15 protein-coding genes and 1 pseudogene are annotated in these 25,200 nt (G+C 54.7%); 13 read left to right on the forward strand and 3 right to left on the reverse strand.

Annotated features, from left to right (window positions below; translation table 11 throughout):
• Positions 1-12 precede the first annotated feature (12 nt).
• Positions 13-1,218: a tyrosine-type recombinase/integrase gene (locus AKU79_RS02845; RefSeq protein WP_050522081.1), complete on the reverse strand. Its 1,206-nt coding sequence runs from the start codon at positions 1,216-1,218 to the stop codon at positions 13-15.
• A 366-nt stretch (positions 1,219-1,584) separates the two neighbouring features.
• Between AKU79_RS02845 and AKU79_RS02850 the strand changes: the two are divergent.
• The 7 genes and pseudogenes from AKU79_RS02850 to AKU79_RS02880 all read left to right on the forward strand — a co-directional run bounded on the left by AKU79_RS02850 (position 1,585) and on the right by AKU79_RS02880 (position 18,658).
• Positions 1,585-2,324: pseudogene (locus tag AKU79_RS02850) on the forward strand (IS6 family transposase).
• Positions 2,325-2,786: 462 nt separating this feature from the next.
• Positions 2,787-11,969 carry a peroxidase family protein gene (locus tag AKU79_RS02855; RefSeq protein WP_050522082.1) on the forward strand — a complete coding sequence of 3,061 codons (9,183 nt, stop codon included), beginning with the start codon at positions 2,787-2,789 and terminating at the stop codon, positions 11,967-11,969.
• A gap of 87 nt (positions 11,970-12,056) precedes the next feature.
• Positions 12,057-13,826: a type I secretion system permease/ATPase gene (locus AKU79_RS02860; protein ID WP_050522083.1), complete on the forward strand. Its 1,770-nt coding sequence runs from the start codon at positions 12,057-12,059 to the stop codon at positions 13,824-13,826.
• On the forward strand, positions 13,823-15,100 hold the full coding sequence (locus tag AKU79_RS02865) for a calcium-binding protein (RefSeq protein ID WP_050522084.1): 1,278 nt from the start codon (positions 13,823-13,825) through the stop codon (positions 15,098-15,100). The genes AKU79_RS02860 and AKU79_RS02865 overlap by 4 nt, the downstream gene beginning before the upstream one ends.
• Entirely contained in the window at positions 15,097-15,576 is a 480-nt protein-coding gene (locus tag AKU79_RS02870) for a calcium-binding protein (protein ID WP_050522085.1), read from the forward strand. The genes AKU79_RS02865 and AKU79_RS02870 overlap by 4 nt, the downstream gene beginning before the upstream one ends.
• Before the next feature lie 35 nt (positions 15,577-15,611).
• The gene (locus AKU79_RS02875; RefSeq protein WP_050522086.1) at positions 15,612-16,943 is read left to right on the forward strand and encodes an HlyD family type I secretion periplasmic adaptor subunit; all 1,332 of its coding nucleotides are present in this window, start codon (positions 15,612-15,614) and stop codon (positions 16,941-16,943) included.
• 1,025 nt (positions 16,944-17,968) lie between these two features.
• Positions 17,969-18,658, forward strand: coding sequence for a response regulator (locus AKU79_RS02880; protein WP_050522087.1), 690 nt, complete (start codon positions 17,969-17,971; stop codon positions 18,656-18,658).
• Between the two features lie 15 nt (positions 18,659-18,673).
• Here the strand turns inward: AKU79_RS02880 and AKU79_RS02885 are convergent, their stop codons facing one another.
• Complete coding sequence (locus AKU79_RS02885; protein WP_050522088.1) at positions 18,674-20,011, reverse strand: sensor histidine kinase; 1,338 nt, start codon at positions 20,009-20,011, stop codon at positions 18,674-18,676.
• 584 nt (positions 20,012-20,595) lie between these two features.
• The gene (locus AKU79_RS02890; RefSeq protein WP_050522089.1) at positions 20,596-21,048 is read right to left on the reverse strand and encodes a group III truncated hemoglobin; all 453 of its coding nucleotides are present in this window, start codon (positions 21,046-21,048) and stop codon (positions 20,596-20,598) included.
• 82 nt (positions 21,049-21,130) lie between these two features.
• Between AKU79_RS02890 and AKU79_RS02895 the strand changes: the two genes are divergently transcribed.
• The 6 genes from AKU79_RS02895 to AKU79_RS19450 all read left to right on the forward strand — a co-directional run bounded on the left by AKU79_RS02895 (position 21,131) and on the right by AKU79_RS19450 (position 25,198).
• The gene (locus AKU79_RS02895) at positions 21,131-21,571 is read left to right on the forward strand and encodes an Rrf2 family transcriptional regulator (RefSeq protein ID WP_050522090.1); all 441 of its coding nucleotides are present in this window, start codon (positions 21,131-21,133) and stop codon (positions 21,569-21,571) included.
• Between the two features lie 86 nt (positions 21,572-21,657).
• Positions 21,658-23,283 (forward strand): cytochrome-c oxidase, cbb3-type subunit I, encoded by a 1,626-nt coding sequence (gene ccoN / locus AKU79_RS02900; RefSeq protein ID WP_050522091.1) that lies wholly within the window; start codon positions 21,658-21,660, stop codon positions 23,281-23,283.
• 4 nt (positions 23,284-23,287) lie between these two features.
• Positions 23,288-24,016, forward strand: a complete 729-nt coding sequence (gene ccoO / locus AKU79_RS02905) for a cytochrome-c oxidase, cbb3-type subunit II (protein ID WP_050522092.1) — start codon at positions 23,288-23,290, stop codon at positions 24,014-24,016.
• Positions 24,013-24,177 (forward strand): cbb3-type cytochrome oxidase subunit 3, encoded by a 165-nt coding sequence (locus tag AKU79_RS18845; protein WP_082223902.1) that lies wholly within the window; start codon positions 24,013-24,015, stop codon positions 24,175-24,177. The genes ccoO and AKU79_RS18845 overlap by 4 nt, the downstream gene beginning before the upstream one ends.
• Entirely contained in the window at positions 24,168-25,046 is an 879-nt protein-coding gene (gene ccoP / locus AKU79_RS02910; protein WP_050522093.1) for a cytochrome-c oxidase, cbb3-type subunit III, read from the forward strand. Before AKU79_RS18845 ends, ccoP begins: the two co-directional genes overlap by 10 nt.
• Positions 25,043-25,198, forward strand: a complete 156-nt coding sequence (locus tag AKU79_RS19450) for a hypothetical protein (protein ID WP_197087201.1) — start codon at positions 25,043-25,045, stop codon at positions 25,196-25,198. The genes ccoP and AKU79_RS19450 overlap by 4 nt, the downstream gene beginning before the upstream one ends.
• Positions 25,199-25,200 lie beyond the last annotated feature (2 nt).

Genomic DNA, 25,200 nt, shown 5'->3' on the forward strand with positions numbered 1-25,200 from the left:
CAATGCGCACGCTTATTGTTTTCCTGTCACGAACCGAGCCCAATCCTGCATCATAGACCGTCGCTGCTCGAGTTGGTCAGTACGGTGATACGCTGCTTCTGTTGCATTTTGTATAGAGTGAGCGAGGGCGCGTTCGGCCTGATCTTTGGAATACCCGTTTTCCGACGCCCAATCCCTAAAGCTTGACCGAAAGCCATGAGCCGTGGCCACCCTACCGGGGTGATCACTCGGAATTTTCTGATCACGAAGAAATTTTGTAATTGTCATATCGCTGATCGGGGTATTGCCATTTCTGGAAAATATCAATGTGCCAGATAGAACAACTTTTGACCTTGCCTGAATGATACCAAGTGACGCGTCATTTAGCGGTACGCGATGACGTATACCTGCCTTCATTCTAGTCGCAGGAATTGTCCAAATCCGATTCTCAAAATCAATTTCATCCCATGTTGCACCGCGCACCTCTCCTGACCGAGTGGCTGTCAAAATCAGAAACAACAGCGCCTGCCGACTGAGGCTCAGAGTCTTTGGTGTCAAAATCACTTTTGCAACCTCTGGCAGATCCCGCCATGGCACTGCAGGAAAGTGTGCGACCCGCTCGCTTTTGGATTGCTGCTTTGGCAAAAGCGCATCTACAGCTGAAACAGGATTTGTCGACGCGAACTGATTGGCAATGCACCATGTCATTACACGCTCGCAGCGCTGTTTGACCCTACTTGCGGTTTCTTGTTTTTCGAGCCAGACTCCCCGAAGTACCTCCGCGAAATCTGCGGTGGTCAGCGCATTGACGGCCTTGTTTCCAATGTGCTGGAAAGCATAAGTTTCAAGTGTGCTGATCCACTGTCTGCTGTGTTTCAGATTTTTGAAACCAGCTGCGATTCCTTCATAAGTACGATAAGCCGCAATTTCGAAAGTCGGAATTTCGCGTAAGCTAGTTTCGGTGGAACTCTCAGCATTTCGCTGTTCGATCGGATCAAGCTTCATGCTGATGAACTCGCGGGCTTGTAACGCCTTTTTTCGCGCATCAGCGAGCCCCATTTCAGGGTATGTGCCCAACCCCATGTCCCGACGCTTTCCTGATGTCGGGGATACAAATCGCAAAATGAATTTTCCAGTGCCACGCTTTGAACCTGCACGCAAATAGAGGCCCGATACACCTCCTACAGATATAGGTTTCTCGCCCGGATTTAGCTTGCGGGCCTTTGCATCAGTCAGCATTCGATTACCTCTTGGCAACGGCCAAACAGTTAGCCACAGACCCACACCTAGACCCACAAATTGCATGAGATAGATTGCAACAGGATGCATCGAATTGGTAGAGAAAATTTTATTTTACTTAATAAAACAGCAGTTATAAGACTGTCCTGAGAGGCCTTGAAACAATTTGCATCATCAATATAGCGGACTGTCTCTCCGCCACACCTCATTAAATAATTCGATAATTTTAGCAGATTTCAAATTTGCTCCACATAAAACCCCACAAAAAAACGCTGTAACCGTTGCCTCTATTGCTTTTGATTGCATGGAGTGACCTGGCTTTGTCAGGTTATTGACGCGCCTAGGCTGCGGGCATAGCCAGTTCTCATGATCAGCAAAGTTTCACAGCCTCGCCTGATAGGTTTCCGGTTCCCTCGGTCCATCATCGCCTATGCCGTTTGGGCGTACGATCAGTTTGCACTGAGCCTGCGCGATGTCGTGGATTTGTTAGCCGAACGGGGCGAGATCGTTTCGTATGAAAGCATCCGAGTGTGGTGCCAACGGTTCGGAACGCAGATGGCGGCCAAGATCCGTCACAACCGCCCGGTTCCTGCCGACAAATGGCACCTCGACGAAGTCGTGATTTCAATTCGATGGCGAAAACACTGGCTTTGGCGTGCGATCGACGCCAACGGAGACGCGCCGAAGATCTTGATGCAAAGCCGCAGAAATGCCCATACTGCCAAGCGGTTCCTGATGAAGTTGATGAAGCGAAGAGGTGTGCCATGCGTCCTCGTGCCCCCCTCTCGTGACATTGCAGAGCAATGCACTGCCGGGCAGTGGACAAACTACGCAGTTATGGCGTGGCCGTCCGTGACCTTTGACCAAGCGTCGATTATCGTTCCCACAAGGGGTTGAACAACCGATCCGAGGCGTCGAATCGACACACGCGACGAAGAGAAAGGATCATGGGTCATTTCAAATCCCCACACAAGGCGCAGTGTTTTCAATCCGTCCATGATCAGACTTCCACCATCTTTCATCCAAAGCGCCAGCGCTTTTCCGCAGCATCCTACCGCCAATTTCGGGCTGACGCGTTCAGCCTGCGGAACAACTATGCGGCCTAAATTTCCTCGTGATCAGGGCGCAGATCTTGGTCACGTCGCGACAGAAGGACCTGACAAAGCCGCGCTGCGTAAAGGCGGAGTTGGAACACCCCCAATTTGTGGTGAGATCGTCTGCAGACGTCAATTTTCGAATAAAATTCGCATAAGTATCTGTTTTAAATAAAGCAATCTGCTTTTGGCCTCACGAAAAACCCAAGCGTGAGTCTAAAAACTTACAACTAAAGGCTGATGCTTCTTTTCCCCAAAGGTCGCGAATCTTGTGGTCCTTTCTGGTCTGCTCGACAAGATCTATGTGCGGTAACCTTTTCTTAATAACTTTTTAGATCCGCCAATCGGTAACTTACCAAAATTTGGCTGCCAAACGCCGATTAGCGCAACAAACCGACTTTTTGCCCGCGCAAGCGGTGCGACAAAGCTTCGAGTCGTCAGCTTGAAGTACATTCACCAACGGGGGAATTTAAAATGGCTACCAGCTTTCACGTCAACGTCGAAGACCTCATGTTCATTCTGCGTCAAATCAAGATTTCAGAGGCGCATTCTGGAGGGCTTTCACTTACTCAAGCGATACAGAATGAATATGGCGGAACTGTGGCAGACGCTAATCTTGTACCTTTCGGGTTGCGCACTGTCGATGGCAGTTTAAACAACCTTGCGCCCGGCCAAGAAGGTTTTGGAGCAGCTGACCAGACATTTCCACGCATGTTGGACCCGATTTATGTCAACGATGCCGATGGCGACAGCATCGATTTCAACGGGCCGGCGCCCGGCGGTGAAGTCGTACAGGGTAACTATGGCATCACCGGAAATGTCGTCGACGCAGATCCACGCACAATTTCAAATCTGATTGTCGACCAGAGCGTGAACAACCCTGCCGCGATCCTTGCGGCGTTGAAATATGCGGGCATTGAAGGCTCGGATGCAAGCGCCGCGCTGGCGGCAATTCAGGCCGCGAATGCGGCCGTCAAGGCGGCTCAACAAGCCGCTGCGGCGGCAACACCGACGGCGCTGGACGGGTTGCAGAACGTTATCGACACAGAGCTTGCTGAACTTGCTATTGCGCAGGCCGCTTATGATGCCGCCGTCGCTGCAGACACTTATGCGGGGCCTGCCAATCTTGCCGCAACTTCGCAAACAGCAGCCGACGCCCTTGTCGCGGCCATGAATGTGGTTGGTTCTGCAATTTTCGGAACAATTGTGGACCAAACGGATATCGACAATGCCTTTGCCGCAGTGACCGCTGCGCAGGCGGCACTTGCGGCTGCCACGGCTGCCACCAATGCCCTAGCTGCCTTGCCAGAGGCAGCTCAGGCACTATCCGTGCAGGGCGAAATGGCTTCGCTGGTCACGGTTCTTCAAGCATATGCAACGGGACTTTCGCTGGGCGAACCCGTCACTGCCGGCGATGAGTTGCAGCAGGTCGTTGATGCAACACGCTCCGCCGAATTCAATGCCGTGGAAGCTGCAGCTTTGGCGACGACGCTTCAGGCTCTTGTAGACCCGCTTGGCGACGTTGCAACGACTCTTGCCGCGCTAAACACCGCGCAAGCCGAACTTCTTGCCGCGCAGAATGCACTTGCCGCAGCCCAGAATGCTGCAGCGGATGTGATTGCGGCCAAGGAAAACCTGATCACAGTTGCAAACGATCACGACGTACAAATTGGCGCAGACGGCGGGCTCGAAATTCCGAACCTTTCGCCTGATATCGGGTTGTCACCTGCCTTCAATTCCTGGATGACATTCTTCGGCCAGTTCTTCGACCACGGTTTGGATCTTGTTCCCAAAGCTGCCAATGGCACCGTATACATCCCACTGGAGGCTGACGATCCTTTGATCGCCGGCGCAGATGGCGTGTTTGGCACTGCTGACGACTTGGACGCAAGTCTGCGTTTCATGGCTGTGACCCGCGCTGCGATCGACGCGGACGGCAATTCGATCAACCTGACAACGCCGTTCGTCGACCAGAACCAGACCTATACCTCACATGCATCGCATCAGGTTTTCCTGCGTGAATATATACGCGCCGACCTAAATGATGGCAGGGGCGTGGTCACGCTGTCGACTGGTGCCCTGCTGGATGGCACAACGGCCTCGGGGTCGCTGAACGGCGCAATCGCCAACTGGGGAGAGGTAAAGGCGCAGGCGCGCGAAATGCTGGGCATTGAGTTGACAGACATGGATGTCGGCAACGTGCCTTGGTTGCGCACCGATGCTTACGGCGAACTTATCCTCAGTGCTGACGGCTATGCGCAAGTCATCACCGGGGTAGGCGCGGACGGGATACCCAACACGGCGGACGACGTGGTTGTGTCCGGAACGTCTGCCTCTCCGGTCAACCCGACGACAGTTGGCGCGCTGCGCACGGGTCACGCCTTCCTTGATGACATTGCGCATCATGCAGCACCGGGCATGGTCGACCATGATCACAATCCAGCAACGCCTATGGTGATGAAAACCGAGGACGTCGATGTCGACCTCAATGGCGATGGCATCATTGACGCTGCTGAAATGATTGCAGATGACGGGATTTCCACGACCTACGACGGTGAAATGCTGGACGCGCATTTCATCACCGGCGATGGTCGTGGCAACGAGAACATTGCGCTGAGCGCCGTGCACTCGGTTTTCCACAGCGAGCACAACCGCATTCTGGAAGAAAACAAGCACACCATTCTTGAAACCGGCGATATGGCCTTTATCAACGAATGGCTATTGCTTGATCTTACAGAGGCGCAAGTTGCTGCAATTCCGACCGATCCCGCAGCGCTGGCTACTTTCATGGACACGCTTGTCTGGGACGGCGAGCGTCTGTTCCAAGCGGCGCGCTTTACCACCGAAATGCAGTATCAGCACTTGGTGTTTGAAGAATTCGCCCGGCGCATCCAACCTGCCGTCGATCCATTCGTGTTCACCCACTCACCTGATATCGATGCGGCCATCGTCGCTGAATTCGCGCATACCGTGTACCGCTTTGGGCACTCTATGCTCGTCGATACGGTCGACCGCTTTGACAACGACCTTCAGTTGGTGAACGGGACCAGTGAACAGATCACTTTGATCGATGCGTTCCTCAACCCTCAGGCATTCGTCGCCAGTGGCGCCAGCCTGGAAGAGGTGATCAGCAATATCGTCCGCGGTGCTACACGCGATGTTGGCAATGAGATGGACGAATTCGTCGTGCCTTCGCTGCAAAGCAACCTCTTGGGGCTGCCGCTTGACCTTGCCGCAATCAATATCGCGCGTGGTCGTGATACCGGCATCCCTTCGCTGAATGAGGCGCGCAAACAGTTCTACGCAGATTACGGTCTGGCCGATATTAAGCCCTATACAAGCTGGATCGACTTTGCCCAGCACATCAAAAACCCAGCCTCGATCATTAACTTTATTGCGGCTTACGGCACCCATGCAACGATCACCGGTGTCGACACGATTGAAGGCAAGCGCGCCGCCGCAATGCAATTGCTGGCCGACTATGGCGATAGCGGCTCGGTTGGTCACGCCGATGCCGTTGCATTCTTGAATGCGACTGGCGTGTACAACACGATTGAACTTGGTGGCATGAACAATGTCGATTTCTGGATCGGCGGCCTTGCCGAGGAACTGAATGAATTCGGCGGCATGCTCGGCTCGACCTTCAATCTGGTATTCGAATTCCAGATGGAAAAGCTGCAAACTGGCGACCGTTTCTATTACCTTAGCCGGACACAAGGTACCAACCTGCTCAACCAGTTGGAGCCAAACACGTTCACCGACCTTGTTATGCGGAACTCAACGCTGGGTGACGACTATGCGACCCATCTTAATCCAAACTTGTTCGTAACACCGGACCATATTTTTGAATTGGACGGTGCGATTGCGCAAACGGATTACAATGCCGAGAATACCGCATCGCAAGCCGATGGTGGCTTTGACCCGGTTCACGAAGACCCCTTCTTGCAATTGATCGACCCAAAGGTTGTGCGCGTTAGCGGTACTGTGGGTCCGGATGGTCATTACTCAGGTGGCTACCTCAAATACAGTGGCGGTGAGCATGTTGTGCTTGGCGGTACCGAAGGGAATGACACGCTGATTGGTGACAAAGGTATTGATGGAATCTGGGGTGACGGCGGCAATGACTATATCAACGCCGGCATGGAATCCGACAACGTCTTTGGCGGCGACGGTGACGACATCATCGAAGACCCCTTCGGCGATGACGTGTTGCGCGGTGAAGGCGGCAATGACGTCATCAGCGCGGGGTCGGGTCTCGACCTGATTTTTGGCGGCGACGGTCAAGATTACATCATCGTTGGCCAAGACGATAAAGAAGCGTTTGGCGACGAAGGTGACGACTTTATCCTTGGCGGCACTGGTAACGACTTCTTGCTGGGCAACGAAGGCAATGACTGGATTGAAGGTGGCGATGGCTTTGACGTCATTGCGGGTGACAACTCGGAACTGTTCTTTAACTCGTCGATCGTCGGCCATGACGTCGCTTGGGGTCAGTCCAACGACCAAGACTACGACCTTGAATCCGGTGATGATATTGCACTTTCCGGCCCTGGCATCCAGCGATTTGAAGGGATGTTTGGCTTTGACTGGGCCATTGGCAAATATGATGTCGAGGGTGTCAAGTTCGACTTCGCAGTCCCAATTTTTACCACGATTGTAACGGATATCTTGAAAGACCGGTTTGACCAAATCGAGGCAGCCTCGGGTTGGGTTTACGATGATATTCTTGATGGAGACGACCGTGGCCACACCAATGGTGGCTCGTCTGCACCGGATTCAGTACCGGTCGAGTTGTTCGCTGACCACATCCTGAATCAAGAAGGGATCGACAGGATCGACGGGCTGCGCACGCTTCTGAATGGCGGTCTTGAAAATGTGGCTGGGAATAACCTCGTCGCCATGAACTCCATCTTCGGAACCCAATCGGCAACCTTCCAAAACGGGAACATCTTGCTTGGCGGTGACGGGAATGACGCGCTGCGTGGCCGCGGTGGCTACGACATTCTGGACGGCGATGCCTGGCTGAATGTGCGTATCAAGATCATGCACGACGGTGTCGAATACTCGGCAGAATCGATGAACACCGATGAAAATGTCGCAGGGGAATTTTCCGGCTTTGTGTTCAATGTGGTCGATGGCGTGCCAGATCTTACAAGCAAAGCTTTCGGTGGCCGCACGCTGAACTCTCTGATGCTTGACGGAACAATTAACCCCGGCAACCTTAGCATCGTACGTGAGATCAAATACGATGACACCAATGTTTCCGGCGCCGGCCGCAATGTGGATACTGCGGTGTTCCAAGGCACACGTGACGAATATGACATTGAAGGCATCACGCAAAACCAAAACACTGGCGCCTATACTGGCACTGCGCGTGACGTAGATGGCGATGGCTTCATCAAAGTGCGTGACCGTGACACGGGTGCGATTGGTGCGACGGTCGTTCAGATCATAGACGGCGTGGCAACCCAGGTCACTCTTAACAGCCGTGGCGCGTTGACAGACGATATCGATCTGCTGCGGAACATGGAGCAGCTGCAGTTCGCAGATCAGACTATTGTGGTAGGCGTCCCTGCGAACAGCCTTGCCACGGGGACTGTCACGATCGACGATCAGACGCCAATCGTGGGTCAAGTATTGACCGCGACGCTGTCGAACTTTGCCGATGCGGACGGCCTGACGCTTGACACAAATGGTCTGCCTGTCGGTCTGAATTTCGAATGGCAAACCACGGAAGTGGGTAGCAATGCCGGCTGGACCACGATTCAGACAAGTCTTACCTACACCGTGCGTCCGGTCGACCCCGGCCATATCCTGCGCGCCGTGGCGGTGTTCAAGGATGATACCGGTGTTACTGAGCGGATCGCTTCCGCCCCAACTGCCGATCCGACGGCACCTTTCATCGTTGCCGAAAACAGCGCCGCGGGGACGGTCGTCGGCCTGACGATCCCGTTCAGCGTGGATTACGACCCGCAGCCAATCAACGGGCAACCACCTGCGGATGTGGATCTGGCAACGATTCACCACGAAATTGACCCGAACAACAATGCGGGCGGCCGGTTCACGGTTATATCGAACGGTTTTGATATCAACGGTTTCCCGCGCTTCTCGCTGGTGGTCAACCCGGCTCTCAACAATACGGGGCCGCTGGATGCGCTGGATACACGGGTGTTGCTGAACTACGAGGCACCAGTACATACGCCGGCCAACCAGTCGCACCAAAACCCAGACAACCAGTATGAGGTCGTCATCAATACTTATGACGTACCCGGCGGCACGCTGGTGGCAGTGCGGCAGTTCACCGTGTTGCTGACCGATGTGGCCGAAGGGACTGTTGACGCAGCACCTGTGCTGGATCTGGTCGGGATCACGACGGTTACCAGTGGCAGCTACCGTGAAGAATTCACCGCTGACAGCTATACCGGAATTGACCAACCCTCGCCTTCGAACACGGCTTGGACGACGGACTGGGTCGAAGGTGGCGGCGAAAATGACAACTCATCGAACGGTGGCGACATTGAAATCGTCAGTTTCAACGGCAGCAATCAGCTTCGGTTTGATGATGGCGTTGATGGTGGTGAGAATATCACCCGCGCAGTCGATCTGTCCGGCGCAACTTCGGCGACGTTATCGTTCAACTATTTCATGGGTGATCTAGAAACCGGTGAAAACATAGTCGTCGAAGCGCGGTTGGGGAATGGCAACTGGGTCGAAGTCGGCACGGAAAACTTGTTCAATGGTAATAGCAACAACGGTGGCCGCACGGTCAGCGGCGTATTCGAGTTCGATTTGCCACAAGCGGTGATCGGCGCTGCAACCGAGATACGGTTCCGTGCCGAAGGATCTTGGAACAATGGCGATGCATTCTATATCGACAACGTCAACATCGCCTATTCTTCCACAACCACGACCACGGCACCCCCTTATGGCTACGACACAGCCTACACCGAAAATGGCGCTGCCGTTGCAATCGCTGACAATCCGGCGATAGCGGATGCGGACAACGCGTTCGTCATGGGTGCCACGGTCAAGCTGACCAACGCCCAAGCGCAAGACGTGTTGTCGATTGCAGGCGCCTTGCCTGCGGGCATCACGATGAGCTTTGGTCCTGCTGTGGCGGGTGAGATTACCATGTATCTGGCTGGTCCAACATCATTTGCAGCGATGCAGACCGCAATTGGCCAGGTTCGGTTTGAAAACACCGGCGACAACCCGACGGCCATCGCCCGTATAATCAACGTGACGGTCAACGACGGCGAGAAGGAAAGCAATTTCGCAACCGCGACGATCAACGTGACGGAAATCTCAGAACCGTTCGTGGCGGGCGATGACCGTATCGTGACGAATATCGGCAACGGTCCTGCAATCATCGTCCCGGAATGGGCGTTGCTGGACAATGACATCGACCCAGACGGACCTGCGGCAGTGGCGGATATCACCGCCATCAGCGGTGCAAGCAGCCTGACCGCCACTCTGGCACCGGCTGGCAGCGTTTCAATCGTCGATACCGGGAATGGCTTCTTCAACATCGGCGGCTCGTTCAACTATTCCGCGAACTATGGTGCTCAGTCGGATGTTGCCAATGTTCAGGTAGTTCGTGACACCCTAGGGGCGATCAGCGGCAACAATGGCAACGACATCCTTGTCGGCGATGGTGGCAGCAGCACTTTCGATGGAGGCGCTGGCAATGACATTATCTTTGCAGGGGCTGGCGACGACACTATCATCTGGAGTGCTAACAATAACGGCACGACGGATGGCCACGATTTTGTGGATGGTGGCGATCATTCCAACCCGGCGACATCCGGCGACGTCGTCATCACCGGAAATGGCGGTGTCACGGGAAATCGGCTGAACTTTACCGACAGCACCGCTGGCAACGAAACGATCAGTCGCGCGGTCGCCCTGAACCCGTCAGAAACGGCTACGCTCAGCTTCACTTGGAGACTCGACGATACTGACGGTCCGTTCTTTATCTTCCCCGGTGACGACACGGATGTTCAGGCCTTTGACGGGACAAACTGGGTGACTATCGCTACTCTTGATGGTGGAATTGCCGAGGATACGGACCACAACTTCTCGCAGGCGCTGACCGCGCCGTTTATCGGCGCACACACTGCAATCCGGTTCGTCTCACCCAACCTAAGCAATGGCGAAAATATCTACATCGACAACGTTCAGATTGCCACACCAAGCGGCACCTACCGCGACGAGTTTGGCACCCAAGCCTACAACAACTCGAACGGCACTCTGCCATGGACGACCTCATGGACAGAGACGAACGAACCCGCCGGTGCGGACACCTTTGTCATCAACGGCAATGACGAGGACGAAACCTTCCGTGTCTATTCACGGGCGGCGGCTCTCGTTGTCGCCAGTCTTGCGGCGGCGATAAGGGCGGATGCCGAAATCATCATCACGCGGAATGTTGATGGTGGTGAGCCGGATGCCGACGATATTATTGCCCAGCTCGACAATGTTGAAGAGATCATCATCAACACCAATGGCGGCAACGACACTGTTATCCCGATCGGAAACTTCGATCCGACCAGTCTTGCCTATAATACCATCTGGGTGGACGGCGGCACGGGTGACGACACTGTCGACATCGCGGGACTGGCATCTAATCACCGCGTCGTGTTGACCACCGACGGAGGGAATGACCGGATCGTTGGAGGGGACCGGGCGCAGGATATGGTCCAAAACCCTGACGGCACTGAAGCGGAAACCGAAGAAGCAGAAGAGCCAGAAGAGAACAATGCTTCGGGCGAGGATACTTCAGGGTCACCAGAAAATCCTGAGCAGGATACAGGTACCTCTGACCAACCTGCCGGGCAACCCAACAGCAACGGAGGGACTTCAGGTGCCGATGTGCTGACGGGCACCGAGCAAGGCGAAACGATCATGTCCTTGGGCGGGAACGACATTGTCTTCGCTGCAGGAGGTGCTGACAACGTCCTGGCAGGTGCCGGCAAAGACATGGTCTTTGGTGACAGCGGCAATGACCGCATCTTCGGCGATGGCGGCGACGACTTCCTAAATGGTGGAGGCGGCAATGACATGGTTGTCGGTGGCGCTGGCAATGACCACTTTGTGGCCGAGGCTGGCGATGGCAACGACACCTACTATGGTGACGATGTCGATGGCGGCACGGGCAATGATACGCTCGACATGTCTGCTATTACCGCAAATATCAGTGCGGATCTCGGAAATGGCTATATGGAGCGCGGCGGTGTCTACAGCAGCGAAACCGGCCATGACACGCTCTGGAATGTCGAGAATATCGTCACTGGTTCCGGTGACGACATCATCACTGCGAGCAATTCCGTCAATGTGATTGATGGTGGCGATGGCAATGACATCTTCCGCTTTAACTCGGTTGCTGCCGCCAACGGCGATACAATCGCCAGCTTCCAGCCCGGCGACAAGATCGACCTAAGTGGGTTCGATGCAAATAGTAGCGCTGCGGGTCAACAAAGCTTCACACTGGTATCTGGTGGGATCACTGGCGGAGGCCAACTGGCGATCACGCATGAAATGCATGACGACGGCGATTATACGGTCATCTCCGGCAATGTGACGGGCGGTGAAGACGCCGACTTCAAGATCAACGTAAGGGGCACGCACGAACTGACGGCGTCCGATTTCAACCTCTGATTTGCGACATCTCGCGGGCGGATCGAAACCCGCCCGCGAGGATTTGGTAGAAATCACATTTTAGTCCTGTTGGGTTGGGGGAACACAATGAAATCGAAAGAGCAAATTAATGCGGCGAAGCGCAAACAGGTGGAGATGCTCACCAGCGGATTCCGTAGCGTATTCGTCTTCCTATTCGGCATGTCGGGTGTCATCAACATTCTAGCGCTGACAGGCGCTTTCTACATGCTTCAGATATATGATCGCGCGCTGGGTAGCGCGAGTATCCCGACATTGCTTGCCCTTTCGGCGCTGGCGATCGGGCTGTATGTTTTTCAGGGTTTCTTTGACATCCTCCGCTCGCAGATACTTATTCGTATCGGCGCGAGGCTTGATCGCAAGATCGCGCCGTTGGCGCATCAAGTGGCAATTGATATGCCACGCTTCGGATTCTCCACGTCGGAGTCTTTGGAGCGAGGACGAGATGTTGACACAGTGCGGGGGTTTCTCGGCAGCCAAGGACCGGTCGCACTTTTTGACCTCCCCTGGATGCCGATCTTTCTAGCTTTCACCTATTTCCTTCACCCGCTGCTTGGCGCGCTGACACTCGGCGGTGCTTTCGTCCTGACTCTCATTACAATTGCCACGGAACTTCTCACACGCAAACAGAGCAGCGCGACACACCAAGCGGCGATCACGCGCAATACAATTGCCGACTCCAACGCGCGAAATGCCGATGTCTTGCGGGCAATGGGGATCGCCGGGCGGGCTGTTCGTCGTTTCAATGCGGCTAATGAGGAGCATCTCGAACTTCATACCCGTACCAACGACATCAGCGGGACTCTTGGCGCACTTTCCCGCGTGCTGCGTATGATCCTGCAGTCTTCGGTTCTCGGCCTCGGTGCATTCCTTACTATCAAGGGTGAACTTTCGGCGGGTGCAATCATCGCGGCCTCTGTCGCCGCTGGCAGGGCTCTGTCGCCAATTGACCTTGCTATTGGCAATTGGAAACACATCGTTGCAGCGCGGACTGCTTTTACGCGGTTAAAGGAAACTGTCGTGGTCCTCGCGTCGGCGGACGAACCTATGCCACTACCAAAACCAAAGTTATCCCTGAAAGTCGAAGGAATAACGGTCGCTGCGCCCGGTTCAGGGCGGGTTCTTCTTAGCGATGTGGCGTTCGAAATGAAGGCCGGACAGGCCGTTGGCATTATCGGCCCAAGCGGTGGCGGTAAAACCACGCTGGTGCGGGCGCTGACCGGCATCTGGCCAACCCTGCGCGGCAGTGTCCGTCTTGACGGTGCAGAAGTTACCCAATGGGACAGCGAGGCGCTTGGCAATAGCATTGGGTATCTTCCGCAAGATGTGGCGCTGATGGATGCGACCATCGAAGAGAACATTTCACGTTTCAGCGAAAATGCCGATCCTGAAATGATTGTCGCGGCTGCTCAGGCGGCGGGCGTACACGAAATGATCGTCCACTTGCCCGAGGGCTACCGTACCCAGCTTGGTGCTTCAGGTACTGCGCTTTCGGGCGGTCAACGCCAACGCATCGGGCTTGCGCGCGCGCTGTATGGCGACCCGTTCTTGGTTGTACTGGACGAACCAAATTCGAACCTGGACGGCGAAGGGGAAAGCGCACTGACGGAGGCAATCAAGAAAATCCGCACCCGTGGCGGTATTGCCATCGTAATTGCCCACCGCCCAAGTGCGCTTGCCGCTGTCGATCTTGTGGCCGTCATCCAAGGCGGGCGGATGACGGGTTTTGGCCCGAAAGAGGAAATCCTGGGGCCCAAGCCGGTCGCGGGCGAACACGGCAAGGTTGCTGCGGATCGCGCTAAATCCAATCAGCGGACAGCAGTTGGAGGTGCATCATGATTACGGTTAAAGGCACAAAATCTGAGACCCAGCAAAACGATCCCGCAGATATTTATGCTTTAAAGGCTGAACCTCAAAACGCGCGCACGCCCTATGTGATAGGCGCGCTGATTGCGGCGCTTGTGCTCTATCTGAAATCAGCAATTTCTCCTAAAGCCGCTACGGCGGGTGAAGAGATAGACGAAGGCGCGGTTTCCCCCGTAGCAACAAGCACGCCCCTGACCCAAGATGTTCTTTCGCCGCCTCTTCTGGAGCACGCTCGCTCTATTGACCCGGAGCCGGAAATAACGCCACGCGTTTCGTTCAAGTTTTCAGCGACCGCGACCCAAACCAATTTTCACGGCAGCAAGGATGTCCAGAAAACGCTCACCTCGGGGTTTTCTGGTAAGATGGAAGCGCCAGCAAATTGGGACAGCGCGCCAAACGCACGACCAGATGAGGTGGATCTGCAGTCATTGTTCGGTAGCGCCGATGCCATCGCCGATGCTTGGCCCCCCGAAGAGCCCATAGAAGAGAGTGCGGTCATCGACGAAACCCATGTCCGAAATCGTGCACCACGATCTGGGCGTCCGAATTACCTGTTTGATGTGACCAGCGGTGCAATGGTTATGATAGCGTTGTCCGACCTCCTAGCCAATATCTCGGATCCTGATGGCGACGAGCTGACTATTCTGGATGCGTCAGTTACATCTGGCACGCTAACAAAAGTCGATGGTGGCTACCTGTTTCGTGCAGATCCTGCAATGCTTGGCCCGGTCCAAATGAAATTCACGGTCTCCGATGGGCAGGCCAGCATCCCGGAAGTTGCGCATTTTTCTATCGTTCCAAACGAGAAATCAGGAACGGATCAGGCTGATGTGCTGGCGGGCACTTTTTTTATCGATGAAATCCATGGACTTGCAAACGATGACAACATCGATGCGCGTGCGGGCAACGATTTCATCTACGGCGGCTCAGGCGATGATACTTTGTCAGGGGGTCAAGGGGATGATGTGATTTTCGGCGGTGCTGGGAACGATAAGATTCAGGGTGGTGCTGGCAATGACCTAGTTTCGGGCGGGGACGGAAACGACCATATATTTGGTGATGGAGGCGACGATATCCTATTCGGCGACGCAGGTGATGACTTTATATCAGATGGCATCGGCGCAGATATCGTTTTTGGCGGCGCGGGGGACGATCTGGTAGCCGCCACGGCGGATGTGGAGATGACTTCTTTGATGGTGGTGAGGGTGAGGACACCTTGGATTATTCCCAAGTTACCTCTGACATGAAGATCAATTTGGTCGCCCAGGTCGCCACAGGCAATGATCTCGGATCGGACACTATCATGAACTTTGAGATAGTTAAGGGCGGCGGTGGCAACGATCATTTCATTATTGGTGCCGAGGAGGTCACACTTTTTGGTGGGGGTGGGGCGAATACATTTGAATTTATCAATGTCGTTCCAAGTTCCACGTCGGCCATAACTGCTCATCAAATCCTGGATTTCAACATAGGTGACACGATCAAGACCAGCAAACTCCTGATCTTCGAAAAGCCGGACGATGATGACGACGATGACCTTTTCGACGTCATGAGTGGCTCCGCAAAAGAGGCCGATGACTCCAGCTACATTCGCTATAGGTACGAAAAATATGATGACGACCGCGAGGAAACCATTGTCGAATGGGACAATGACGACTTCTCTCAATTGACGATTGTCACTCTCAGCGGTCATCACTTCCTGACTTGGGCAGAGAATTCTTAAGTCGTTTTCAAAAGCAATTTGAAGGAGATCACCGGATGGAGACGCAACAAAAATTCGTACCTCAAAAGCCCGCCAATGCAGTGCGCACGACGACTTTTCGGTTCGGCCCACAGGTCATAACGGCGTGTATTCTTGGTGCATTGCTAATTGGCGGGATAGGAGGTTGGGCTGCAACGTCCAAGCTTGCCGGCGCAGTAATTGCGCCTGGCCTCGTGATCATCGACCAGAACGTCAAGTCGGTGCAGCACCGCGACGGCGGTATTGTCTCTGACATTGCGGTAAAATCCGGAGATCACGTTGAGGCCGGCCAGATTTTGCTACGGCTCGACGATGCACAGACACGGGCTGAATTGGCAATTGTGCAGTCTCAGTCCACAGAATTGACCGCACGCAAGGCGCGTCTACTTGCCGAACGTGAACAATTGCCTGACATCATTTTCCCGGTCGGCTACACAACGGACGCCGAGTCACAAGCCTTCGCTGCAGCCGAAAGCCGGTTGTTTAATGGACAACGTGAAAGCCGCGAAGGCCAGAAACAGCAGCTTGAATTGGGCATCGTGCAGATCGAGGAAGAAATCGCCGGGCTTCAAAACCAAAGGGCCGCAAAGGATGAAGAGATCGCTTTGGTCGAAGCAGAGTTCGACCGCACTGATGATCTGAACAAACGCAAGCTGATCGAGGCGAGCCGCCTCTACACAATTAGCCGCGAACGCGTTAATCTGCGCGGTGAGTTAGGAGAGATTGACTCGAGCATCGCCCGCGCCCGCACGCGTAGTAGCGAAATACGGCTTGAGATATTGTCGATTGACCAAACAGCGCGCACCGAAGCGCAGCGCGAACTAAGTGTCGTCGAAGCGCGCCTGCAAGAGTTGAATGAACGTGCCTCTGCGCTTCGCGACAGGCTGTCTCGCACAGATATCCGCGCGCCCCTTTCTGGCACTATTAACGAGTTGAACATCCACACCGTAGGCGGGGTCATCTCTCCAGCAGAGGTTCTCGCAACTATCGTGCCCTTGAACGCAAGACTTAAAATCGAGGTAAGGCTGGCACCTGTGAATATCGAACAGGTAGCCAAAGACAGTCCTGCACGGCTGCGGTTCTCTTCGTTCAATCAGCGAACAACTCCGGAACTTCTTGGCAATGTCAGCTATGTGGCACCTGCCACGACGCAAGACAAAGTAACGGGGGAGCGGTACTATATTGGCCATGTAGAAGTCTCGGCGCTTGAACTGGCCAAGCTGGGAGAAAGTGCATTGATGCCGGGGATGCCTGTCGAGGTCTATGTGCAGACAGACGAACGGACCGTGGTATCCTACCTTGCCAAGCCGGTCATGGACCAGTTCAGCCGCGCCTTCCGTGAGCGTTAAGTACCCCTTTCGGTCCTCTGTCGATGCAGAACCTTCCCTGAGTAGAATGACGCTAGTAGAATTTTCCAAAGGTTGCAATAGCCGCGATCTGCAATCCGGCGGGTTCCGCCCCCGCCCTTGTTAGATCGCGTCTAGGATGAATAGATCTATTTTTATGTTCAGACTTCGCAGGTGTATACGCGCGCATTGAAGACAACCGCTGCCATGTGCAGATTGATCTGGAGCTGATCCTCAATCAGTCAGCTACTTTGCGCCCCCCAGCCCAGACACTTAACCTAGGCGCCTACAATTCCAGGGGGTATTCCATCTGAGAAAGCATCAAGCCGTGGGATCATACGCCTATGGAGCTGGTGTTGCTCAACGAAATTTGACAGGTGCATTCTTCCGAATCATATGTCGTCTGGACCCTCGGTCCACGATCATGGGAAGTATGATTGTTTCGTAAACTCGACCAGTCTCGAGCATACCAGATGATTGTTTCCATATAAGAAAAAATCTTTTAGGAGAAACTTGCGAACCATATCCAATTGTGAACATTTGATCACATTCAGCAAAAATGCCGACAGCTTCCATCATTTAGTTTCACGAACATAAAGGCCAACCGATGTATCACTTCAGGGTTGTGCGCTTGCGGTGCCGGGCTGGAAGAGATTCAGAGGAGAGAAAGTGTCGGCTGTTTTTAAATTTGAATGATATTATATATTTAAGTCTGCTTCCTTCCGTCTATCAGTACGCTGATGACGAAATATTTGTGATCGTACGTTCGGCCGGCCCATCTTAGATTTCAATCCAAGGTAGAGCTGCCTTCTAAAGAATTGACGCTGTCAGGTGCTGATTTTCCATCGCAACCGTATGAATTGTTCAACAACAGAACAGAATATTGCCATTTACTTCTTGAAGATATTGCGTGGAGGTCATGTATAATAGGCGTTCAAGCCGCACTTAATTGTTTACTCGCGCGGTTCATGGATCGGATTTTTTGTACTGCTGAATTTGAAAATTATATTGGCACTTTGCGATATTAAATGGAGTTGAAGGTGGCATTGGAAATCATAAGCATAGCCTTTGTCGACGATCATCCGATCTTGCTATCGGGCATTGAACATGTGTTCAGCGAGAATTCCGGTTTTCGGACGATTGGTACCGGGACATGCGCACAAAGCGTTCTCGACATAGCGGATCGGGATCAACCGGATGTGATTGTGGCCGACCTCAATATGCCGGGAAATGTGCTTGAGGCGATTTCTAAGCTCGTCCAAGGCAAGTCAAAGACAAAAGTGTTGATTTTCACCGCTGTCACCTCGGTCGATCATGCCGTTGCAGCGCTTGAGGCCGGAGCAAGTGGCTACCTTCTCAAGGGCAGTTCCGAAAATGAACTGATCCGTGCGATACGTTCAGTCCACGACGGTGAGACCTATATATCACCAAGTTTTGGTGCAAAAGTTATTGCCGGACTGCGCAGTGCCTCTGTGCGCCGCGCCTCGGCTGCGGCCTTGCGCCTGAGCAACCGAGAGGTGCAAGTGCTGCGCCTTTTGTTATGGGGCAAAACCAATCAAGAAATCGCGGACTCTCTTTCACTGACTGAAAAAACAGTAAAGCATTATATGAGAATGCTTATGCAGCGACTGAATGCGCGCAACCGGATCGAAGTTGTGCTTGCCGCGCAAGAGCTTGGCATTGAAGCGTCTGGACAAAAACGCCCTTCAATGAACTGAGGCTACGCAACCCTTTCAAATCAATGGGATCTTGGCGAACAATTCGGTTCCGCCAGTTTCACGTTGCCTAATTTCCAGTGTGCCACCAAAGACGTCCAACCTTTGCCGGATTCCAAGCAACCCGATTCCACGGCTTGGACGCTTATCCCCCTCATCTCGGTTCAAGACGACAGATCCGCTATCGCTGACTGAAATGAGCAGTTCATTGTTCGACACGGTCGCCGAGACCCTCTGCTCAGCGCCACTGGCATGACGATGCGCATTCATCAACCCTTCTTGAACCAGACGGTAGCAACAAATCTTCAAGCCTTGGTCAACCGTTTCAGGAAGGTTCTCGAAGACAATATCGACCTTATTGCCTGTGAATTCTTCATGCCTGGTGGTGGCAAGACGCAGCGTTGCCTCAAGCGTCAGGTCGCGGATTTCGGGCAGGACAAGACCGGTAGAGATCGCGCGAAGGTCCTCAATCACGTGGTCTCCCAGCTCACGCTTGGTCAAGCCAAGCGGCATAGCCATCGAATTCTCCCGATCAAGCGTCAGCATGAGCAGGCTCAGCATTTGAATTGGGCCATCATGCAAATCCGCGCCGATCTGATTGAGAATCTTCTCATTCGCACCGCTGGCTTCGTTTCGGGCCCGGTCTGCTGCTTCTTTGAGAACTCTGTTCTGTCGGGCAATGGCGTTGATCTCAGTGACGTGTCGCAAATGTGCCGCCCTTTGGGAAATGACAAGCAGCAAAAGTCCCACTAAAGCAATTGTCGAGGATATACCAAGTGCAACCCAGATTGATGTTTCGACAATTGCTCGTTGACGAAAGAACCCAGTTGCATCCTGATATATTTCCCCGACCGCGATGACCTTGCTGTTGGTGGTGTCAAGGATCGGGGCGTGGATTTCCAAGTATGGCGGTTCGATCGTTGTGTCTGGGTGATCTTCGTTGTCGGTATAGACCTCTACCACAATCTCCCCCGCAAGGGCCTTTCTGAGGTCCTCAGGTGATTCATCTTCATCTAACACTGTTCCATCGGTGCTAAATATCATCTTCCCGTCCAGGTCCCAGATTTTCAGAATGTCAAAATGGCCCGCGACAGGCAGCCGCAGCAGAAACGATTCAAGCGCTTCTTTACTTTGAACGGAGAGCGCACCCTCTGAGAAAAACTCATGGGCATGGGGTGCAAGAAAACCCTCCACGTACAATCCGCCGGACTCCGCAGCGTGTTGCAACTGCAATTTGCGGTATTCCGTGGTGAAGTAAAGTCCCAGAAAAATCATTACCATACCGGCACCAACTATGGCGCAGAGCGTGATGCCCAACATCTGTCGCCGGTTCTGACGAGCTTCCGAAGCGTTCATTCTAAAATCTCCAAAAGTTTTGACGAAAATGGGCCCGTTCTTAAAAATCTATAGTTTCGAATAGGTGATGTCAGAAAAAATTTTCGAGGTCTTTGAGTAATAAACAATACGTTCCACCTGTGGGGTGAGTGAACGGTTCGGGAAGGCGGGGGATGGCCAAGACTATCGACAACATGAACTCTTACTTGCAACATGCAAACGCGTTGAATTACGCAGATCGCTACAAGTCGTACTAAGCGAGCAGATCGCTGAAATCGGCATTTCGGGAGTTTGATGAGGTATTTTTCGTGGTATGATATTTTTGCGTGATTAAATTTCTTTTATAAATAACGACTTATGGATATCAGTCTAAGGACCGCCTCTCACCATATTCCACTGAAATTATTAGGTAATATTGGGATTTTTTAGTCCAGCCCCTAATCAGCCCCTAAATCACGCAGCACTGTCTTCGTTCATTCTGTCAGCGGCTTCTCTCCAACGTTGGGCGCTTTTCTGCGTCAGAATATCGCACTGTGTGAGCGTCCGCATACGCTGATCTGGCACGCGGCATTGTCAGGGTATTCGGTCACGACAGTCACACTTGGTCAAAGCTGCGGGGGCATCCCTGCCCTGCTATACCCGCCCCGCGCGTCCATGACATTCATGTGGATTGAGGCGGCGATGCGGGTCGCGCGATCGATCACTAGGGCCGCACCTTCGGGCGGGCAAACCTCTTTTGCGGTCTGGCGGAACAGGTCCAGCCACCGCTCGAAATGCTCCGCCTCAACTGGCAAGGGCAAGTGCTTTGGCATCGGCGCGCCGTGGTAGCGACCGGTCATCAACGCCACCGAGGACCAGAAATCGACCATCTTTTCCAAATGCGGTGCCCAGTCATCGACATGCGCGGCAAAGATCGGACCCAGCAGTGGATCGGTGCGGATGCGGTCGTAAAACCCATGCACCAGCCGGGTCAGGTTTGCGTCATCCAGCCCCGTGCGCGCCATCAGATCAGCGGTGACGGCGGGGCGGGCGCTGCGGATATCATTGGGGGTCGTCATAAGGGCTGCATCCTTTATTCACTTTGCATCAGGGATAAACTCTGTTAATACGTATTGTAAATACTAATTCAATGGATGTTCCATGCGCCTAACCTCCTTCACCGATTATGGCCTACGCGCATTGATGCGAATGGCATCGGGGCCCAATCGCGCCTTTTCTACTGCTGTATTGGCGACGGAATTTGGACTGTCACGCCATCACCTGGCCAAGATCATGGCGACCCTTGCCAGTGGTGGCATCGTGACCACCCGGCGCGGTGGTGGTGGTGGTGCCATGCTGGCCCGTCCCGCCGATCAAATACCGTTGGGTGAAGTGGTGCGCCTGCTGGAAATGGGGCAACCGCTGGTCGATTGCTTTGCGGAAAGCGGCGGCACCTGCACCCTGATTGGCTGTTGCAGCCTCAAATCCCGATTGCGCAGCGCCGAAGTTGCGTTTCTGGCCGATCTTGACCGCTCCAGCCTTGCCGATGTCGCCCTGCCGCCATTGAACTCTGTTCCAACCGAAATGCCTGTTTTGGCATAGAATAATCCGGGGCTGATCTGTGTCAGCCACGCGATCCCTAATAGACCTAGTCTGAACCCCATGTCCTTGCGCGAACGGAATATTCCATGATTGCAATCCTTACCCCGCGTGAACGCCAGATCGGCATGGCGATGGCCATAGGCCTCGCCCTTCTGGGCCTGACCATGGCGGCCCTTGGGGGCCATGATCCGATTGCGGTGCATGGGTTCATGGCGCTAGCGTTGGGGTTGGCACTGGTATTCGCGGTCGGCAGCGTGCTGGAAGAACCAGCCCCGAACCCGGCCCGCTTGCAGCAATATTACGATGACCCGATCAAGGTGGGCATCGTGCTGGCGATGATATGGGGCGTGTTTGCAATGACCATCGGGCTGTGGGTGGCGGCCTTGATGGTGTGGCCGGATGCGACCTTTGGACAAGCGTGGTCCAGCTATGGCCGCCTGCGCCCGGTGCATACCACGGGCGTGATCTTTGCCTTTGGCGGCAATGCGCTGATTGCCACTTCGTTTCACGTCATGCAGCGCACCTGCCGCGCGCGGCTGGCTGATCAGTTGTCTCCTTGGTTTGTGCTGATCGGCTATAACCTGTTTCTGGTCTGGGCGGTGACGGGCTATTTCATGGGCGTCACGCAGTCCAAGGAATACGCGGAACCCGAATGGTATGCCGATATCTGGCTGGTGATCGTCTGGGTCACTTATCTTGTCCTGTATCTGCGCACGCTGAAACGGCGGGCAGAACCGCATATCTATGTGGCCAACTGGTATTACCTCGCGTTTATCGTGGTGGTGGCGATGCTGCATATCGTGAACGCCGCAGCCATCCCGGTCAGTTGGACCGGGGCCAAAAGTTATCCGGCGTTTTCGGGCGTGCAGGACGCGATGGTGCAATGGTGGTATGGGCACAATGCGGTGGCGTTCTTTATGACCTCGGGTTTTTTGGGGATGCTGTATTACTACTTGCCGATGCGTGCGCAGCGGCCGATCTTTTCCTATCGCCTGTCGATCATCAGCTTTTGGGGGATCACGTTTTTCTACCTCTGGGTCGGCTCGCACCATCTGCATTACACGGCCTTGCCGACTTGGGTCCAAAACCTTGGCATGACGTTTTCAATCATGCTGCTGGTGCCAAGCTGGGCATCTGCGGGCAACGCGCTGGCCACACTGAACGGCGCATGGCACCGGGTGCGCGACGATGCCACGCTGCGCTTTATGTTCATCGCGGCAGTGTTCTACGGGCTGTCGACATTTGAAGGCTCGTTTTTGGCCATTCGCCCGGTCAACGCGCTGTCGCATTATACCGACTGGACCGTGGGGCACGTCCATTCCGGCGCGCTGGGGTGGCTGGCGATGGTGACCTTTGGCGCGTTCTATTCGGTGATCCCACAAATTTGGGGCCGCACGGCGATGTATTCGCCCAAGCTGGTGGAATGGCACTTCTGGTTGGCGCTGGCGGGGCTGCTGACCTATGTGTTCTCGCTGTGGAACGCGGGGATTACGCAAGGGCTGATGTGGCGGGCCTATAATTCTGCCGGCACACTCAACTATTCCTTCATAGAGAGCATGGAGGCGATGCGCCCCTATTACATCGCCCGCGTGCTGGGTGGCGCGCTGTTTCTGGCGGGCATCTGTGTGGGCGCAGTAAACATCTGGCTGACCATTCGCGGGGCGCGCGACGCCGCCCCCGACCGCCCCCTTTCCCCCCAAGCGGCGGAGTAGCCCCATGTCGATTTTCAAATTCCACTACAACCTTGAGAAGAACTCGGTCGGCTTTGTTGTCGCCATCATTCTGGCGGCCAGCGTGGGCGGCTTGGTCGAAATCGCGCCGCTGTTCACCATTGATGATACGGTGGAAACGCTGCCCGATATGCGGGTGTATACGCCCTTGGAACTAGCCGGGCGCAACATCTATATCCGCGAGGGCTGCTATGCCTGCCACAGCCAGATGATCCGCACCCTGCGCGACGAGGTGGAGCGTTATGGCCCCTATTCGCTGGCCGCAGAGTCGCAGTATGACCACCCGATGCTGTGGGGGTCAAAGCGCACCGGGCCGGATATTGCCCGCCTGGGCGGCAAGTATTCTGACGATTGGCACGAAGCACACCTGATCTATCCGCGCGCGGTAGTGCCAACCTCGATCATGCCCGCCTATCCTTGGCTGGCGACCACACCGCTGGATGTAGAAGGTCTTGGCGCGCATCTGGCGGTGCTGGCCCAACTTGGCGTGCCTTACACGGATGATATGATCGCAAATGCATCCCGCGATGCCACCGCACAGGCCCGCCCTGATAGCGATGCAGCCACAGGCCTCGTGGACCGCTATGGCGAGGCGACAACCATACGCCGCTTCACCGATGCCCGCGAAGTGACCGAGATGGATGCTGTGATCGCCTATCTTCAAATTCTGGGGCAGTTGACCCAAGCGCCCTATGCGGCGGAGGTGCCCCAATGACCCATGATTTCGCGCTGTTTCTGGCCAAGACCGTGGGGCTGTTCTACCTGATGGGATTTTTCATCATCATCGTGATCCACACCTATCGCCCCTCTCGCAAGGCCGCAGCGGATCGGGCCGCAAACGCGATCCTGACAGCGGAGGATAAACCATGTCCGTAACCGAACGCGACATATTCTCGGGCTACATGACCACAGGGCATGACTGGAACGGGATAAAGGAACTGAATTCCCCCATCCCGCGCGTTGTACTGTGGTTCATGCTGGTCACACATGTTTATGCGGTGATCATCTGGACGCTCTATCCGGCGTGGCCTTTGGGGAACACGCACAGCATGGGGCTTTTGGGCGGTGACCAAAAAATCGCCGTGGCCGCCGATGTTGCCACAGCCACAGCCGCCCGCGCAGATTGGACTACCGCACTGGCCACCGAAGACTTTGACACCATCCGCGCCAACCCCGACCTGATGGGCCGCGCGCTGGCCACTGCCGGACAGCTTTTTGGTGAAAATTGCCAGGCTTGCCACGGCGCGGGCGGTATGGGCGGCCCAGGCTTTCCCCGTTTATCGGATGATATCTGGCTGTGGGGCGGCACGGCAGAGGATATCACGGTGACCTTGCGCTATGGCATCAACAGCCCACATCCCGACACGCATGTTGCACAGATGCCCGCCTTTGGCCGGGATGGCCTGCTATCAGGCCCAGAGATTGCCGTGCTGACAGGCTATGTCCAGACTCTTGGCGCGGGGGTGGTTCCAGATGACCCGTCTGAAGGTGCCGTGCTCTTTCAGGAAAACTGCGCCGCGTGCCACGGCGCCGATGCAAAAGGTGTGGAAGGCCTTGGCGCACCGAACCTGACCGATGCCGACTGGATATATGGCGGCGATTCGGCCACCATCCGCCTTACCCTGTTGAACGGCCGCCAAGGCGTTATGCCCGCATGGCAGCCGCGCCTGACAGATGCCGAAATCCGCATGCTGGCGCTGTATGTCGAAGGCCTGCACACCAAGGGAGCGGAGGATGCGCAATGACCCGATCTCCCCGGTTTTGGATCGCCGTGGCCTTTGCTGCCTTGGCCTTGGTGATCGGCGCGAACTGGCATCTGGTCACTGTGGCCTTCACCTCGCAACCCGGTTGTGTGACGACCGCACCCGACATGGCAGCCGCAAAGCCGGGCTGCTGAAA

Origin of the sequence: Pseudorhodobacter wandonensis (assembly GCF_001202035.1) — a bacterium.
Lineage (GTDB): Bacteria > Pseudomonadota > Alphaproteobacteria > Rhodobacterales > Rhodobacteraceae > Pseudorhodobacter > Pseudorhodobacter wandonensis.

Coding starts and splice junctions, on each gene's coding strand:
- AKU79_RS02845 (WP_050522081.1), bottom strand. CDS start 1,218: ATGCTGACTGATGCAAAGGCCCGCAAGCTAAATCCGGGCGAGAAACCT.
- AKU79_RS02855 (WP_050522082.1), top strand. CDS start 2,787: ATGGCTACCAGCTTTCACGTCAACGTCGAAGACCTCATGTTCATTCTG.
- AKU79_RS02860 (WP_050522083.1), top strand. CDS start 12,057: ATGAAATCGAAAGAGCAAATTAATGCGGCGAAGCGCAAACAGGTGGAG.
- AKU79_RS02865 (WP_050522084.1), top strand. CDS start 13,823: ATGATTACGGTTAAAGGCACAAAATCTGAGACCCAGCAAAACGATCCC.
- AKU79_RS02870 (WP_050522085.1), top strand. CDS start 15,097: ATGAAGATCAATTTGGTCGCCCAGGTCGCCACAGGCAATGATCTCGGA.
- AKU79_RS02875 (WP_050522086.1), top strand. CDS start 15,612: ATGGAGACGCAACAAAAATTCGTACCTCAAAAGCCCGCCAATGCAGTG.
- AKU79_RS02880 (WP_050522087.1), top strand. CDS start 17,969: ATGGAGTTGAAGGTGGCATTGGAAATCATAAGCATAGCCTTTGTCGAC.
- AKU79_RS02885 (WP_050522088.1), bottom strand. CDS start 20,011: ATGAACGCTTCGGAAGCTCGTCAGAACCGGCGACAGATGTTGGGCATC.
- AKU79_RS02890 (WP_050522089.1), bottom strand. CDS start 21,048: ATGACGACCCCCAATGATATCCGCAGCGCCCGCCCCGCCGTCACCGCT.
- AKU79_RS02895 (WP_050522090.1), top strand. CDS start 21,131: ATGCGCCTAACCTCCTTCACCGATTATGGCCTACGCGCATTGATGCGA.
- ccoN (WP_050522091.1), top strand. CDS start 21,658: ATGATTGCAATCCTTACCCCGCGTGAACGCCAGATCGGCATGGCGATG.
- ccoO (WP_050522092.1), top strand. CDS start 23,288: ATGTCGATTTTCAAATTCCACTACAACCTTGAGAAGAACTCGGTCGGC.
- AKU79_RS18845 (WP_082223902.1), top strand. CDS start 24,013: ATGACCCATGATTTCGCGCTGTTTCTGGCCAAGACCGTGGGGCTGTTC.
- ccoP (WP_050522093.1), top strand. CDS start 24,168: ATGTCCGTAACCGAACGCGACATATTCTCGGGCTACATGACCACAGGG.
- AKU79_RS19450 (WP_197087201.1), top strand. CDS start 25,043: ATGACCCGATCTCCCCGGTTTTGGATCGCCGTGGCCTTTGCTGCCTTG.